14 protein-coding genes are annotated in these 14,652 nt (G+C 68.6%); 6 read left to right on the forward strand and 8 right to left on the reverse strand.

What is annotated here, in order from left to right; translation table 11 throughout:
• Positions 1-169 precede the first annotated feature (169 nt).
• Entirely contained in the window at positions 170-928 is a 759-nt protein-coding gene (locus FQU96_RS37965) for an adenylate/guanylate cyclase domain-containing protein (protein WP_146546631.1), read from the forward strand.
• Positions 929-1,402: 474 nt separating this feature from the next.
• Here FQU96_RS37965 and FQU96_RS37970 read toward each other — a convergent pair whose 3' ends face one another.
• Positions 1,403-2,338 carry an alpha/beta fold hydrolase gene (locus FQU96_RS37970; protein ID WP_146546632.1) on the reverse strand — a complete coding sequence of 312 codons (936 nt, stop codon included), beginning with the start codon at positions 2,336-2,338 and terminating at the stop codon, positions 1,403-1,405.
• A gap of 186 nt (positions 2,339-2,524) precedes the next feature.
• Here FQU96_RS37970 and FQU96_RS37975 point away from each other — a divergent pair, with 186 nt between their 5' ends.
• Complete coding sequence (locus tag FQU96_RS37975; RefSeq protein WP_146546633.1) at positions 2,525-3,253, forward strand: DUF899 family protein; 729 nt, start codon at positions 2,525-2,527, stop codon at positions 3,251-3,253.
• Between the two features lie 53 nt (positions 3,254-3,306).
• On the opposite strand, the gene FQU96_RS37980 is transcribed toward FQU96_RS37975, so the two are convergent.
• Positions 3,307-4,194 carry a LysR family transcriptional regulator gene (locus FQU96_RS37980; protein ID WP_146546634.1) on the reverse strand — a complete coding sequence of 296 codons (888 nt, stop codon included), beginning with the start codon at positions 4,192-4,194 and terminating at the stop codon, positions 3,307-3,309.
• 245 nt (positions 4,195-4,439) lie between these two features.
• Between FQU96_RS37980 and FQU96_RS37985 the strand changes: the two genes are divergently transcribed.
• Positions 4,440-5,660, forward strand: coding sequence for an MFS transporter (locus tag FQU96_RS37985; protein WP_146546635.1), 1,221 nt, complete (start codon positions 4,440-4,442; stop codon positions 5,658-5,660).
• Between the two features lie 117 nt (positions 5,661-5,777).
• Here FQU96_RS37985 and FQU96_RS37990 read toward each other — a convergent pair whose 3' ends face one another.
• The 3 genes from FQU96_RS37990 to wrbA are packed head-to-tail and all read right to left on the reverse strand — an operon-like array spanning position 5,778 to position 8,528.
• Positions 5,778-6,665, reverse strand: coding sequence for a transporter (locus FQU96_RS37990; protein ID WP_178131047.1), 888 nt, complete (start codon positions 6,663-6,665; stop codon positions 5,778-5,780).
• Between the two features lie 50 nt (positions 6,666-6,715).
• Positions 6,716-7,900 (reverse strand): MFS transporter, encoded by a 1,185-nt coding sequence (locus FQU96_RS37995; RefSeq protein ID WP_146546637.1) that lies wholly within the window; start codon positions 7,898-7,900, stop codon positions 6,716-6,718.
• Between the two features lies 1 nt (position 7,901).
• On the reverse strand, positions 7,902-8,528 hold the full coding sequence (wrbA, locus tag FQU96_RS38000) for an NAD(P)H:quinone oxidoreductase (RefSeq protein WP_146546638.1): 627 nt from the start codon (positions 8,526-8,528) through the stop codon (positions 7,902-7,904).
• A 105-nt stretch (positions 8,529-8,633) separates the two neighbouring features.
• Between wrbA and FQU96_RS38005 the strand changes: the two genes are divergently transcribed.
• Positions 8,634-9,635 (forward strand): LysR family transcriptional regulator, encoded by a 1,002-nt coding sequence (locus tag FQU96_RS38005; protein WP_146546639.1) that lies wholly within the window; start codon positions 8,634-8,636, stop codon positions 9,633-9,635.
• Here FQU96_RS38005 and FQU96_RS38010 read toward each other — a convergent pair.
• Both FQU96_RS38010 and FQU96_RS38015 read right to left on the reverse strand, forming a co-directional pair.
• Complete coding sequence (locus FQU96_RS38010; protein ID WP_146546640.1) at positions 9,559-10,185, reverse strand: hypothetical protein; 627 nt, start codon at positions 10,183-10,185, stop codon at positions 9,559-9,561. The two genes, FQU96_RS38005 and FQU96_RS38010, sit on opposite strands and share 77 nt — an antisense overlap.
• A 28-nt stretch (positions 10,186-10,213) precedes the next feature.
• Positions 10,214-11,002 carry an FkbM family methyltransferase gene (locus FQU96_RS38015; RefSeq protein ID WP_146546641.1) on the reverse strand — a complete coding sequence of 263 codons (789 nt, stop codon included), beginning with the start codon at positions 11,000-11,002 and terminating at the stop codon, positions 10,214-10,216.
• A 204-nt stretch (positions 11,003-11,206) separates the two neighbouring features.
• On the opposite strand from FQU96_RS38015, the gene FQU96_RS38020 reads away from it, so the two are divergent.
• On the forward strand, positions 11,207-12,628 hold the full coding sequence (locus FQU96_RS38020; protein ID WP_218575032.1) for a M20/M25/M40 family metallo-hydrolase: 1,422 nt from the start codon (positions 11,207-11,209) through the stop codon (positions 12,626-12,628).
• 11 nt (positions 12,629-12,639) lie between these two features.
• Complete coding sequence (locus tag FQU96_RS38025) at positions 12,640-13,422, forward strand: class I SAM-dependent methyltransferase (protein ID WP_146546642.1); 783 nt, start codon at positions 12,640-12,642, stop codon at positions 13,420-13,422.
• Here the strand turns inward: FQU96_RS38025 and chrA are convergent.
• On the reverse strand, positions 13,405-14,634 hold the full coding sequence (gene chrA / locus FQU96_RS38030) for a chromate efflux transporter (protein WP_178131049.1): 1,230 nt from the start codon (positions 14,632-14,634) through the stop codon (positions 13,405-13,407). The genes FQU96_RS38025 and chrA overlap by 18 nt on opposite strands.
• Positions 14,635-14,652: the final 18 nt, after the last annotated feature.

Genomic DNA, 14,652 nt, shown 5'->3' on the forward strand with positions numbered 1-14,652 from the left:
ACGCCCGACTTCGAGGCGGTCATATGGTCGCGCGCTCAGGAAAGCCCATCTGCCGTCGAACAACGACTTTGCGTTGCCAAAGACCGTCGAACGCGACAATCTGATTCGGCGAGGCCATCCGGCGGGGGAGATGCTCGGCTGGCCGATCAAAACCAGGACGTCGAGCAAGATGCCATCCACCGCGCGCGACCACGCTCGCATTTGCCGTGGCTGTTGGGACCAGATGCGCGTGCCAATCCCGATCCGGGGTCCTCTGGCATTCCCGTTCCGCGTCTGCGGCATCACGCGAAGCAAGATGAACCCGAACATCTGCACGATCTGCGAGCGTTCGTTCAGCTTCGTCAAGAAACAGCGGCATATCTCGGCCACCGTCACCATCCTGTTCGCCGATATCCGGGGCTATACCCATTTGTCGGAGCGGATAAACCCCGTGGTCCTGAGCGAGATCGTCAGCCTGTTCCAGGATCAATGCGCCCAGGCCATCTGGAACAACGACGGCATCGTCAACAAGCAGATGGGCGACGGCCTGATGGCGATCTTCAACTTTCCGATCAAGATCGCGCACCATGCCAGCGCCGCCGTACAAGCGGCGCTCGACATCCAGCGGCATTGCACGGCGGCACTCAACGATCTGGCGTCGCGCCAGGGTGAGCCGGCGGCCGACGGCGTTGGTGTCGGCGTCGGCGTTCACACCGGCCTGGTCGAGATCGGCGAATTCTCGACGTTCCGCAGCGAATTCACTGCGATCGGCGGCGCCGTCAATCTGACAGCCCGGCTCGAATCGCAGGCAGCGGCCGGCGAAATCCTGGTCTCGGCGGCGGCCGCCGCACAAGCCGCCGATCTCGTCGCCGGCGCCCAGACGCGCTCGCTGTCGCTCAAGGGCATCGAGCACCCTGTCACGGCCCATGTCCTGGGCAAAGGCCACTGACGGCGCAAGCGGGAGCGCTGCGGCACAAGTGCGCCGACCGCGCCGGCTCACATGTGCGACATGAAGAATTCACCACGGAGGCACAGAGGACACAGCACGGCCGTTGGCCGCAACCAAAGTAAGGTGAAGCGAGTGCGTGATGGCGCTGGTGACGGGTCGGACCGCGTCGCTCCAGCGACGCCCCGACGCGCAGCGGCGGATCATGAGCGCCGCTGGAGCGGCGCGGTCCCAGCCGTCGCCAGGACGGCATTCACTGGCCGAGCCACCGCAAGGAGAAATCGTCGCAGTGCACGACGATTCTTGAGGTCAGTAATACAGAGAACATTCTTCGCGCGCGCCGAAGGTGCGCCGTGGCCTTATCTCCGTGTGCCTCTGTGTCCTCTGTGCCTCCGTGGTGAATTCTTCTTCCTCGGGACCGCGCGTTCGTGCGGGCGACACACCGCAGGGTCCTTCGCTTGGTCCTGCGCCTGCACATCACGATGAAAAGAAATCCAGCAGTGCCGTGATCGTCTCCTGGGGCCGCTCTTCCTGCAGCGTGTGGCCGCAATCGAAGGCGCGTCCCTCGACGTGGAGCGCCTTCTCGCGCCAGGCTTCGGGAACGTCGAACAGCACGTCGATCGAACCCTTCGCGCCCCAGATCGCGAGCAGCGGTACCCTGATCCGCGCGTCGGCGTCCTCGGCATCGTGGACCAGGTCGATCGTCGCGGCGGCGCGGTAGTCCTCGCAGATGGCGTGACGCGTCGCCGGGTCGCTGTAGCAGCGCAGGTACTCGGCAAAGGCCTCGGGCTCGGTGGCGCCGGGCGTCTTGAGCTGGCCATCGATGTGCCGGCGCAGAAAGAATTCAGGATCGGCGGCGATCAGGCGCTCCGGCAGCGGCGCCGGCTGGATGAGAAAGAACCACCAGAAATAACGGGTCGCGAGCTCCTTGTCGGTGCGCGCATACATGGTCGCCGTCGGCACGACGTCCATGACGGCGATGCGCGTGACGGTGTCGGGATGATCAAGCGCCATGCGATGGGCGACACGGCCGCCGCGGTCATGACCGGCGACGGCGAAACGCGGATGTCCCAACGCCTGCATCAGCGCGACCTGGTCGCGGGCCATGCTGCGCTTGGCATAGGCCCTGTGGTTCTCGCCACCCGGTGGCTTGCTGCTGTCGCCGTAGCCGCGCAAATCGGCGGCGACGACCGTGAACCGCTCCGCCAATGCCGGCGCGATCTTGCGCCATGTCACGTGGGTCTGCGGATGGCCGTGCAGCAGCAGAAGCGGCGGTCCCTTGCCGCCGACCGCCGCCCGGATGGTGATGTCGGCGCCGACGGCGACATCGAGGAGACGGAAGCCCGCCAGAAGAGGCGCCGCGCCGAGATCGGCGATCGCCCGGTGGGACGCGTGATCGTTGAACGTCGTCATGACCTGTCCAGCACTACCACCGCGGCGGTGGAACGGCCAGACGACGCGATCGCATCGGGCGTCCGTCGTTTCCACCGCCGGACCTGCCAGCGCCCGCCCCCGGAATCCCGCCACACTTGTCACTCCCGCGGCGCATGATCGGACACCTAGTGTGAGCAGGAGATGGCACACGATGGAGACGGAGCGATGACGACAAAAGATGTACCTGCGATCGTCGATCGGGCCACGTTCCAAGCGGAACTGGATACGCTGCGGGCGCGCGAGAAGGCTCACACCCGGGAAGAAGACGCCATTGCCGCAGCCCGCCGACGACTGCCCATGGTCGCGGTGGATGGCGCAACGCCGCTGGTCGGCGACCAGGGCACCGTGACGCTGTTGGATGCGTTTGAAGGTCGCCGGATGCTGCTCGCCTACTACTTCATGTGGCATGCCGGCCAGCCGGCGCCGAAGCAGTGCGAGGGGTGCACCCTCTATACCGCGCAGGTCCGCGAGCTGTCGTTCCTGCATTCCCGCGATGTCACCTACGCCACGTTCTGCCAGGGGCCGTACGCCGAAAGCGCCCGGTACCGCGACTTCATGGGCTGGCAGACGCCGTGGTACTCGGCGCAGGGCTCGCTCGACACGCTGCTGGTGGGACGGCGAATCGGCATGATGCATCTCGTCAGCTACCTGCGGGAAGGATCGCAAGTCTTCGAGACCTATTGGACGACGGGGCGCGGCGTCGAGATGATGGGCAACAGCTACGCCTTGCTCGACCTGACGGTTTACGGGCGGCAGGAGGCCTGGGAGGACTCGCCCGCCGGCTGGCCGCGGTGGCAAGGCGGGCACTACTACCGCACCGATGGACGTCCCATCGTCCAGTGGCCGCGCGTGAAGGCCGGGCATTCCGACGACCTGGGGACGGGCAAAGCCTGAACGCGGCCGTCCGCACCATAAGCGCCTGCCGTTGCTTCCCATCGACAGGCGCGTCACGCCGCAAACAACTTCTGCGCCATGAAGTCGACGAAGACCCGGAGCTTGGGCGACAGGTGACGACTCGACGGCCACAGGATGCGGAAGGTGCCGCTGTGGTGGACGTGCGGCTCGAGCACGGACACCAGCGTGCCCGCCGCGAGCTGCGGGCGGATGGCGAAATCGGGCAGACAGGCAATCCCCAGTCCCTGCTCGGCCATGTGGATCAGCGGCTCGATGGTGTTGGCCACGGCGGTGACCGGCAGGTCGATGGCGATGTCGCGCCGCCCACGGCGCAGCGGCCAGCGCTCGAGCTTGCTGGTGGTGGCGAAGCGGTGATGCAGACAGGCATGCGCCGTGAGGTCTTCCGGTTTGCGCGGCACGCCGGCGCGCGCGAAGTAGCCCGACGTGCCGACGAGCTTGGAGCGGAACGTACCCAGCGAGCGGGTCATCAGCCGCGAGTCGCGGGCCTCGCCGGCGCGGATCACGACATCGAAGCCCTCGTCGATCACATCGACCAGGCGGTCGCTGAAGTCGAGGTCGAGCGCGACCTCGGGATAGGCCCGCATGAAGGCGCTCAGCGCCGGCATCACCAGCATGCCGATGATCGGCAGGCTGACCCGCAGCCTGCCGCGCGGCGCGCCCTGCGTCTGCGCCAGCTCCTGCTCGGCGGCGTCGATCTCGCACAGGATGCGCCGGCAGCGTTCGAGAAAGAGCGCGCCCTCGGGCGTCAGGGTGATGGTGCGTGTCGAGCGGTGGAACAGCCGCACGCCCAGGCGCTCTTCCAACCGCGCCACCGCCTTGCCGACAGCGGAGGACGACACGCCCAGCTGCCGGCCCGCCAGGGTGAAGCTGCGCGTGTCGGCAGCCTGCATGAAGGCATTGAGCGAACCGAGACTGTCCATGGTGAACTCTCCCGTGGTGGGCCTTCGGTGGCTGTCATTCCGAGCGGAGCGAGGAATCTTTGGCAGTGTGCGGACCGTCCATGACGAAAGATCCCTCGCTGCGCCCGGAATGACCGTCGCCCGGGCACGAGTCGATTACGGACAGATACGTCCGATATGTCTGGAACTGAAGCGCAATTCTCCTGGGTGACCGATGCCCTTATCTAACCGCCGATCTCTCGCTCGCTTTTCGATTGGTGGTTTACATGACATCGACGACCGACACGCTGGCCCCACGCGGCGGCCACGCCGGATCAGCGCGGCATCAAGGCCTGCCGATGGCCGGCCTGCTGGCGCTGGCCATGGCCGGCTTCATCACCGTGCTCACCGAAGCGCTGCCGGCGGGCGTGCTGCCGGCCATGAGCGCCGACCTCGGCGTATCGGAAGCGCTGGTCGGCCAGCTGGTGACGCTCTATGCCATCGGCAGCCTGGCGACGGCGATCCCGCTCACGATCGCGACCCAAGGCTGGCGGCGACGCCCGCTGCTGCTGATCGCGGTCGGCGGCTTCGCCGTCGTCAACCTGGTCACGGCACTGTCGACCAGCTACGCACTGACGCTGGCCGCGCGCTTCCTGGCCGGCGTGTTCGCCGGACTGCTGTGGGCACTGCTGTCGGGCTTTGCCACGCGCATGGTGCCCGAGCACCTGAAAGGACGCGCCATTGCCGTCGCCATGGTCGGCATCCCGCTGGCGCTGTCGCTGGGGATTCCGGCGGGCACCTTTCTCGGCAACGTCGTCGGCTGGCGCGTCGCCTTCGGCATCATGAGCGGATTGACCCTGATCCTGATCGGCTGGGTCCTGGCGAAGGTTCCCGATTTCCCCGGCCAGGCCGCCGAGCGGCGCCTGCCGGTCGCCGCCGTGTTCATGCTGCCCGGCATCCGGCCGGTGCTGTTCGTCACCTTGGCCTTCGCGCTGGCGCAGAACCTGCTCTACACCTACATCGCGCCTTTCGTCGTTCCCGCCGGCCTCGCGCGCGCGATCGATGTCGTGCTGCTGGTCTTCGGCACCGCGGCGCTGGCCGGCATCTGGATCACCGGCGTGCTGATCGATCGCTGGCTGCGCGCGCTGGTGCTGGCCAGCACCGTGCTGTTCGCAGTGGCCGCCGCCGCGCTGGGGCTGTGGGGCGATGTCGCCGCCGTCGTCTATGCCGGCGTCGGGTTGTGGGGACTGTCCTATGGCGGCATCGCCACGCTGTTGCAGACCGCCTTGCGCCATGCCGCGGGCGATGCCGGCGATGTCGCGCAATCGATGATCGTCACGGTGTGGAACATCGCCATCGCCGGCGGCGGACTGGCCGGCGGCATCGTGCTGGAGACCGCGGGTGTCGCCGTCATGCCGTGGCTGCTGGTCGCCCTGCTGGTGCCGACGTTGCTGGTGGCCTGGCAGGCCAAGCGCCACGGCTTTCCGCCGGCCGCGCCTCGGGTTTGATCACGACGAAGGCTTCACCACAGAGACACAGAGGGCACAGAGGACACGGAGAGGGACGTCACCCTCTGTGATCTCTGTGCCCTCTGTGTCTCTGTGGTGATCTCATACCCGGCTGGTCTAGAACGTATGACTGAAGCGCAGCAGGACGCGGATCTGTTCGGGGCGGTCGCGGGCTGCCGTTTCCCAGTAGGCGTTGGCGGTGAGCGTGACAGCGTCATGGCGCCACTGCACGCCGGGGCCGATGCCCACGACACGTTCACGCGAGCGCTTTTGCGCGACACCGTCGATGCGATCCGACGTGATCTGCTGCAGGACGTAGCCCGACAGGCCGAGCCGCAAGCCGTCGGCGACCGCGCGCGACAGCGAGAGATTGGCGTGCAGCGCCTGGCCCGGCTGGATCGAGCGGGCGCCCAGGCCGTCGGGCGGATCGTCGTTGGCCGAGACCCAGAGGTAGTGCAGCCGGCCGCTGACGTCCCATGTGTCCGACGCCATCCACGTGAAGGCGTAGTGCGGGTTGACCTGGACCACGTTGCTGCCGGCATTCACCAGACGCCGGCTGCTGTAGCGTCCCGTCGGCACGCTGACGTTGAGGTTGAGGCGCTGCCAGAACGGGCGGCCGAACAGGCGCTGCTCGGGCCATTGCAGCAGGACCGGGCTGATGAACAGGTCGCCGATGCCGGTCGTGCGGCCACGCACGCCGGGCGCGACATCGAGCGCGACCCGCGCCACGGGCAGCACGATCTCGGCACCCCAATAGGCGCCGAACACCTTCTGGTGCGAAATATAGGCGATGTGCGTGAGCGCGCTGACCGTCGACAGATCCCGCGGCGTTGCCGCCCTGCGGCCGCGCCCGTCGCGGAAGGAACGCGCCGTTCCAACTGACAGTGTTTCCTCGATCAGCCCACCGGGACCGGCGACGCCATCCAGGAAGCTGGTGTCGCCGAGGTTGACCGGCGGCAGCGACACTTGCGCCATGGCCGGCGCCGTCCAGAGCGTCGCGGCCATGACGCTCGCGCCTGCCGTGCCGCGCCATGCGCGGCGCATGCCTGGTCTTGTCACGGCGATGCCGGTCGCCGCAGCTCGCGCGCGAGCGCGCCGGCGGTCACCACGGCGAGAACGGCGGCGCCGGCCACGATCAACGCCGCAGCACCCCAGCCCTGCGCATCGATGACGCTGCCCACCGCGACCGGGCCGACGACCTGGCCGAGGTTGTTGCCCTGCATGACCAGGCCGAAGACGACGGGCGTCAGGCGGGCGACGGGTGCCGCCATCGGCGTCGAGGACAGCAGGGTCGCGGGGATCAGGCCGCCCACCGCCGAGAACACCAGGCACAGCAGCAGTGTCGGCGTGTCGGGCAGCAACGCCAGGAAGATGACCAGGCCCGTTGCGCCCATCACGACATTGGCGCCTGACAGCAGCATCACCCGGCTGCCGCCGCGCGCCAGCACCATGCCGGCGGCCAGGTTGCCCAGGATGTTGACGGCGCTCGCCAGCGCGCTGAGCAGGCCGGCGGTCTGATGGTCGACCTGCATGCGCGTCATCAGCAGCACGGGCAGGAAGCTGAACAGCGCGAAGAACATCAGGCTGTAGAGCCCGAAGGCGGCGGCCAGCAGCAGCGGACTGCCGGCGCGCAGGATCGTGCCGGTGTCGGCCGCCAGGCGGTGCCATGACCACGGCTGGCGTCCAGCGCGCGCCGGCACGACCGCGAGCACGCCCAGCAGGACCAGCACCGTCACGGCACTGCTGGTCCACCAGATCGCGTGCCAGCCGCCCAGCAGCGGGCCGGCCAGCAGCGCCAGCGCAATGCCCGCCGGCATGAAGCAGCTCCAGAACGCGAAGGCGAGATCGCGCTGCCGCGGCGCCACGACATCCTCGAGAAGCGACGGCGCCGCGACGCTGATCAGCAGGAAGCCGGCGCCTTCCACCACCCGCGTGGCCAGCAGCAGCGGATAGGCGGTGGCCACGGCACCGACTGCCGCCGCGGCCGCGGTGGCGAGCAGGCCGGCGACCAGCACGCGGCGGGCGCCGATGCTGGCGACGGCGGCGCCCACGGGGATGCCGCCGACCAGGCCCAGCACGGCGAAGATGCTGGTCAGCCAGCCGACCGCTGCCAGGCCGAGCCCGAGATCGGCCTGCAGCATCGGCGTCGCGATCGCCGCCTTGCCGACCTGCAGCGCCGCCACCAGGCCGGCGGCCACGACCAGCGCGACGACGCCCCACCGTGTCGTTGTTGCGGGCATGCTAGGTCGCCTCGGCGACCCGGCCCGCCGCCAAGACTTGCGCGATGCGCGCGACGTGCCGTCCCTGGAAACGGGCGGCGTCCAGCTCGTTGGCGCTGGGCTGGCGCACCGCGTGGTTCTCGCCGTCGGCGACGGTGGAGGCGCCGAACGGCGAGCCGCCGCTGATCTCGTCCATGCGCGACAGGCCGGTGAAGGTATAAGGCAGGCCGACGATCACCATGCCCAGATGCAGCATCACGGTGTGGACCGACTGGATGGTCGTGGCATGGCCGCCGTGCTGGCTGCCGGTCGAGGTGAAGGCGCTGCCGACCTTGCCGACCAGTTTGTTGTCGGCGAACAGTCCGCCGGTCTGGTCGAGGAAGTTCTTCATCTGGGCCGCCACGGTGCCGTAGCGCGTGGGCGTGCCGATGATGATCGCGTCATAGTCGGGCAGTTCGGCGACGGTGGCGACGGGTGCCGGCTGGTCGACGCGGTAGCCCGCCTCGGCCGCGACCGCCGCGGGGACCAGTTCGGGAACCCGCTTCACGGCCACCGCGGCGCCGGCCTCGCGCACGCCCGCCGCCATCGCGTTCGCCATCGTCTCGATGTGGCCGTAGGAGGAGTAATAAAGCACCAGCACGCCCGCCATGAGGTCTCCCATCCGCGGCCCGATGCGCCGCGACGGGGAGATAGGTGTCCCGGCTGGCCGAATGGAGTGATAGAATTGCGATCAAGTTGATCACATGGACTGATCATGCTGGATGGCCTGACCCTGGACCAGATCCGCACGTTCGTGACGGTCGCCGACAGCGGCAGCTTCCGCGCCGGCGCCAGCAAGCTCGCGCGCGTGCAGTCAGGCGTGAGCGCCGCCATCGCCAACCTGGAGGCGCAACTGGGCGTCGTGCTGTTCGACCGTTCGGGACATCGGCCGGCGCTGACGCCGACCGGCCAGGCGCTGCTGGCCAACGCGCGCGACGTGCTGCTGCGGGTCGACGCCATGCGGGCCCGGGCGCGCGGCCTGGGCGACGGCGTCGAGCTCGACCTGTCGCTGGTGATCGACACGCTCTATCCCATCCACCAGGTCGGCCAGGCGATCATCGCGATGCGGGCGGCCTATCCGTCGGTGACGGTGCGGCTGGCGATCGAGCCGATGGGCGGACCGATCCAGGCGCTGGTCGACAAGCGCTGCGTGCTGGCCGTCACTGTCGGCGAGGACTTCCGCGATCCGCGCATCACGCTCGAAGCGCTGTCGGCGGTCGTGCAGGTCGCGGTGGTGGCGGCCACGCATCCGCTGGCGCGGCACGGCGACGGCGGCCTCGGCATCGCCGACCTCGCCGATCATCTGCAGATCGTGCTGGCCGATCCGACGACGCGTTCGGCCGGACGCGCCTTCGGCGTGCTGTCACCGCAGACCTGCCGCGTCTCCACCCAGGACGCCAAGCATGCGTTGATCCTGGCCGGCGTCGGCTGGGGGCGCCTGCCGCACTGGCAGGTCGACCGCGACCTCGCGGAAGGCCGGCTGGTGCGGGTCAGCACACCGGCGCTGGGCCGCCAGAGCCAGATGGTGTCGGAAACCTATCTCGCGCACCGCCTCGACGAGCCGCTGCGCCCGGCCGCCCGCCATTTCCGCGCCGCGCTGATGCGGCTGGCGGCGGACGGGCCCGACGGCGGCCTTGACGTCACTGAGGCGGAACCAACGCGCCCAGGAAGGAATAGGCCGCGTTCGGCCCGTCGACGACCAGCGTCCACGCGGTGAAATCCTCGGCACTGGTACAGCTGTTGCCGCCGCCTTGCAGGATCAGCGTGATGCGCGTGGCGTCATGGTTGGAGGGCGCGAAGATGCCGGTGCCGACGAGCTTGCCGGTCAGCCGCCACTCCTTGTACAGCCGCGGGCCCAGGCCACCCTCGCGCGTGTCCGTGCGCGGATCGACCTCGAAGACCGCGATCTGCTCCGGCCATGCCAGCGCCAAGGTGCCCGCCGGCTTGCCGTTGTCGCTGAACGCAAAGACGATGTCGCCGCCCGTCCGCCGCACCTCGAGATCGTACGAACTCGTCGTCGCCCGCAGGCCCTTCAGGTCTTGCGGATCGGCAGCGCCCGTGAACAGGCTGGCGGCCGGCGCAAAGCGCAGGCGGGCGATTTCGCCGCGCTGATAGTCGCTGAGCTTTTCCGTCGCGACGCGCCGCTGACCGGTGTCCGTACAGCATGCACAGGCATGCGCACCGGACGGGATCAGCATCACCGCGGCGCAGATGACGGACAGGAAAGCCATCACCGCACCGCGCCGAATCAGCATGTCACTGCGCATACCGGCGTCCTCGCATTGATCCGACGTCTTACCAGGCCCTCTCGAAAACATACGTTGGACTGGTCAGCTGAGAGAACAAAGCCGGTTGGGTTCCCGGCTTTGCTTCGACCAACTCCAGTGTGTAATTCTCCTCCCGGATCACAGCCCGGCGCCGCCCGTAGCTCGGCGGGACAGCGGCCATGACCTCGTCGAAATACTGATCGTAGATCTCGGCCAGAATGATGCGCGGCGGTGACTCCGCAAGGAGGCGCGTGGCCCCTCGAAGCACATCCGCTTCCGCCCCTTCAACGTCAAGCTTCCACACCTGACAACGAGCAGCATCGGAGACGTTGTCCAGCGCCTCAACCTGAACGCTCTTCGTCCGATCCGAGTAGAGCTGCGTGAACAACGCTTTCATATCCGCGCGCAACGTATTGCCCTGATTGTGCGCATCGGACAACAGAAGACGACCTTGCCCGGCCCGATCGCCGAGAGCCCAAGCGTGCACCGTGATCCGCGGCTCTCTCGGGATGCGCGCAGCCAAGTCACTATCGGCTTCAAACGCCAGGACGTGCGACGCGCCGGCGGCAAGCGCCATTGCCGCTGTCACACCGATATTGGCACCGGCATCGAGCACGCCATCGCCATGTTGGACGAACCGGCGAAACAGCATCTCATCGAGATCCATCTGCGGGTATCGCAGGTCGGTCAGCAACCGCCCCACATACCGGCGCTCGTGCACATGTCGAAGGTCGAAGCGCAACAACACGCCGCCCATCGGAATGGCGACGTCGCCTGTGGTGCGAATCAAGCCCTCGATCGCATAGATGTCCTTCATGTCGGCCGATAATGACACCTGCGACCACCTCGTCAATCTCGCGCCAATTCGCCTGACAGCGTCCAATGCGAATCCGGCAGAACGGTGGCCGCATCATCGATGAACTGCGTGGGCGGGTCACACGGTATACCGCCCGCGCGTGGTTTGCCGCTATACTGCAACTCGGCTGTAACGACTTCGTCCTCACCGAAAGGGAGACCGGCGATGAGCGTCATGCGGATGATGCGCCTCTTGTCGCTCTGGGCCGTCGTGGCCGTGCTGCCGACAGGGGCCAACGCCGATCCGGCGCGACCCGACCAGACCGCGTTCCGCGCCCTCTACAAGGAACTGGTCGAAACCAACACCGCCTATCCCAACGGCGACTGCACGCTGGCGGCACGGCGCATGGCGGCCCGGCTGACGCAGGCCGGCTTTCCGGCCGACGACGTCTGGGTGTTCACGGCACCCGATCATCCCAAGGAAGGCGGCCTGACGGCGGTGCTGCGCGGATCCGATCCGGCCGCCAAGGCGATGCTGCTGCTGGCCCATATCGACGTGGTCGAGGCCAAGCGCGAGGACTGGGCGCGCGATCCGTTCACCCTGATCGAGGAGAACGGCTACTTCTATGGCCGCGGCACCGTCGACGACAAGGCGATGGCGGCGGTCTTCGTCGACAGCCTGATCCGCTATCGCCAGGAGGGCTTCAAGCCCAAGCGCGACATCAAGCTGGCGCTGACTTGCGGCGAGGAAGGCGCCTGGCCCTTCAACGGCGTGCGCTGGCTGATCCAGAATCATCGGGCGCGTGTGGAGGCCGCCTTTGCGCTGAACGAAGGCGCCGGCGGCCGGCTCGACGACAAGGGCAACCGCATCTCGATGGGCATCCAGGCCGGCGAGAAGGTCTACCAGGACTTCAGCCTCGAGACGACGCATGCCGGCGGGCACAGCTCGCGGCCGGTGCCGGAGAATGCGATCTATACGCTGTCGGCGGCGCTGGGCCGGGTCAGCGCCTACTCGTTTCCGGTGCAGATGAACGACGCCACGCGCGGGTATTTCACCCGCATGGCCGAGGTGACCGGCGGCGACACCGGCGCGGCGATGAAAGCGCTGCTGGCCGACCCCACCGACGCCAGGGCCGACGCGATCGTCTCGCGCGATCCGAGCTGGCGTTCCATGCTGCGCACCACGTGCGTGGCCACGATGATCGAGGGCGGCCATGCGCGCAACGCGCTGCCGCAGCGGGCGCGGGCCAACGTCAACTGTCGGATGTTCCCCGGCACCGCGGCCGATGACGTGCGCCAGCAACTGATCCGCGCCATCGATGATCCGAAAGTGTCGATCAGCGCCGCCGGACGCCAGAACGCGACCGTGCCGGCGCCGCCGCTGTCGCGCGAGATCCTCGGGCCGGTCGAGGCGGTGGCCGGCAAGATGTGGCCGGGCGTGCCGCTGGTGCCGACCATGGCGACCGGCGCCACCGACGGCCGCTTCCTGCTGGCCGCCGGCATCGCGACCTATGGCCTGTCCGGCATGTTCGGCGATCCCGACGGCAACGGCGTACACGGCCTGAACGAGCGCATCCGTGTGCGCTCGCTCTACGAGGGCCGCGACTTCCTGCACGAGGTCGTGAAACTCTACGCACAGCAACCCTAGGATCAGACGTCATGGAGCAACGCTTTGCCTTCGACCAGGTCGCACGGGCGTATCAGGCCGTGCGACCCGACTATTCCGATGCCCTGATCGACGATGTCATCGCGTATGCGGGCCTGCGGTCCGGCGATGTCATCCTCGATGTCGGCTGCGGCACGGGCCAGGCCACCAAGAGTTTCGCCACGCGCGGCTTTGCCATGCTGGCCCTCGATCCGGGACCGCAGATGATCGGCGCCGCGCGCGAGGCGCTGGCCGCGTTCCCCGACGTCGCATTTGCCGAAGCCACTTTCGAGGCGTGGTCGCCGGCCGCGACGCCGTTCCGCCTGATCACCGCGGCGCAATCCTGGCACTGGGTCTCGCCCGACATGGGATTCGCCAAGGCGGCCGAGGTGCTGGCGTCGGACGGAACGCTCGCCGTCTTCGGCCACGTTCCGGTCGGACTCGACCCACCGCTGCTCGCGCAGTTCAAACAGATATACCAGCGGCACATCGGCTATCAGGGGCCGCCGCCGGAGGCCTGGTACCTGCCCGACGGTCCGTTCAAGCCCGCGTTCGAGGCGTCGGCGTTTTTCGGCCCGGTCACGCACCGCTGTTATCCCTGGCAATGGCGCCACACCACGGCGAGCTACCTGGCCTTCCTGCGCACACGGTCGGATCACCAGGTGATGGCACCGGCCCAGCGCGCGGCGGTGTTCGACGCCATCGCCACCGCGATCGACGGCTACGGCGGCGCCTTCGCGTTCGACTACGAAACGCATCTCTACATGGCGCACCGAGCCTCAGCCGAGCGTGCGTGATACGGCACCAGCCGCCGCCAGTACGAGGACGACGATCCAGGGCGGCGCCTTCCACACCGTGAGCAGCAGGAAGCCGGCCAGCGCCAGCACGAAGTCGCGCGACGACAGCACGGCGCTGGTCCACACCGGATCGTAGAGCGCGGCGGCCAGGATGCCGACGACCGCCGCGTTGGTGCCGCGCATGGCGGCTTGCGCCAGGGGGCGCGTGCGCAACGCGTCCCAGAACGGCAGCATGCCGTAGACCAGCAGCAGGCCGGGCAGGAAGACGCCGACCAGGGCGATGGCCGCGCCGGCAAGGCCGTGCGGCGCCGGCCCCATGACGGCGCCGAGATAGGCGGCGAAGGTGAAGAGCGGCCCGGGCACCGCCTGCGCCAGGCCGTAGCCGGCCAGGAACGCCGCGTCGCTGACCCATCCGGGCGCCACCACCGCGACCTGCAGCAGCGGCAGCACGACATGACCGCCGCCGAAGACCAGCGCGCCGGAACGATAGAAGGCATCGAACAGGGCGGCGGCCGGGTTGCCGGTCGCGCCGGCGATCAGCGGCGTAACGACCAGCAGCGCCGCGAACGCAGCGAGCGCCAGCACGCCCGCACGGCGCGACACCGGAAAGCGCAGGTGCCCCGACACCGCCGCCGGCGGCGCGCGGCAGAGCCAGCATCCGGCCACGGCGCCCAGCGCAATGGCGCCGATCTGGCCCCACGATCCGCCGACAAACACCGCGACGACAATCGCGGCCAGCGCGATGCCGGCGCGCGGCGAGTCCGGCGCCAGGCTGCGTGCCATGCCCCAGATCGCCTGCGCCACCACCGCGACGGCGACCAGCTTCAGGCCGTGCAGCACGCCGGATGCGACCGGCCCGGTGAACGCCGCCGCGCCCAGCGCACAGGCGAACAGAAAGACGGCCGACGGCATGGTGAAGGCGAACCATGCCGCAAGCCCGCCCAGCAGGCCGCCACCGCGCAGCACGCCGAGCGAAAAGCCGACCTGGCTGGACGCCGGCCCCGGCAGGAACTGGCAGAGCGCCACGAGGTCGGCGTAGCCCGGCTCGTCGATCCATCGCCGGCGCACGACCAGCTCATCACGGAAATAGCCGAGATGCGCGATCGGCCCGCCGAACGACGTCAGGCCCAGCTTCAGGAAGACCGCGAACACTTCCCACGGCGAGCCCGGGCCCGCGGCGACCATCGGCTGCGCGTCGTCTTGACCATCCATCGGGCTTTCTCTCCTCGC

The organism is Reyranella sp. CPCC 100927 (assembly GCF_007859315.1).
Classification (GTDB): domain Bacteria; phylum Pseudomonadota; class Alphaproteobacteria; order Reyranellales; family Reyranellaceae; genus Vineibacter.

Excerpts from the sequence above, each read along its gene's own strand:
- FQU96_RS37990 (WP_178131047.1), bottom strand. The coding sequence starts at position 6,665 with ATGGCCGCGACGCTCTGGACGGCGCCGGCCATGGCGCAAGTGTCGCTG.
- FQU96_RS38005 (WP_146546639.1), top strand. The coding sequence starts at position 8,634 with ATGCTGGATGGCCTGACCCTGGACCAGATCCGCACGTTCGTGACGGTC.
- FQU96_RS37965 (WP_146546631.1), top strand. The coding sequence starts at position 170 with ATGCCATCCACCGCGCGCGACCACGCTCGCATTTGCCGTGGCTGTTGG.
- chrA (WP_178131049.1), bottom strand. The coding sequence starts at position 14,634 with ATGGATGGTCAAGACGACGCGCAGCCGATGGTCGCCGCGGGCCCGGGC.
- FQU96_RS38015 (WP_146546641.1), bottom strand. The coding sequence starts at position 11,002 with ATGAAGGACATCTATGCGATCGAGGGCTTGATTCGCACCACAGGCGAC.
- FQU96_RS38020 (WP_218575032.1), top strand. The coding sequence starts at position 11,207 with ATGAGCGTCATGCGGATGATGCGCCTCTTGTCGCTCTGGGCCGTCGTG.
- FQU96_RS37970 (WP_146546632.1), bottom strand. The coding sequence starts at position 2,338 with ATGACGACGTTCAACGATCACGCGTCCCACCGGGCGATCGCCGATCTC.
- FQU96_RS37980 (WP_146546634.1), bottom strand. The coding sequence starts at position 4,194 with ATGGACAGTCTCGGTTCGCTCAATGCCTTCATGCAGGCTGCCGACACG.
- wrbA (WP_146546638.1), bottom strand. The coding sequence starts at position 8,528 with ATGGCGGGCGTGCTGGTGCTTTATTACTCCTCCTACGGCCACATCGAG.
- FQU96_RS38025 (WP_146546642.1), top strand. The coding sequence starts at position 12,640 with ATGGAGCAACGCTTTGCCTTCGACCAGGTCGCACGGGCGTATCAGGCC.
- FQU96_RS37995 (WP_146546637.1), bottom strand. The coding sequence starts at position 7,900 with ATGCCCGCAACAACGACACGGTGGGGCGTCGTCGCGCTGGTCGTGGCC.
- FQU96_RS37975 (WP_146546633.1), top strand. The coding sequence starts at position 2,525 with ATGACGACAAAAGATGTACCTGCGATCGTCGATCGGGCCACGTTCCAA.
- FQU96_RS38010 (WP_146546640.1), bottom strand. The coding sequence starts at position 10,185 with ATGCGCAGTGACATGCTGATTCGGCGCGGTGCGGTGATGGCTTTCCTG.
- FQU96_RS37985 (WP_146546635.1), top strand. The coding sequence starts at position 4,440 with ATGACATCGACGACCGACACGCTGGCCCCACGCGGCGGCCACGCCGGA.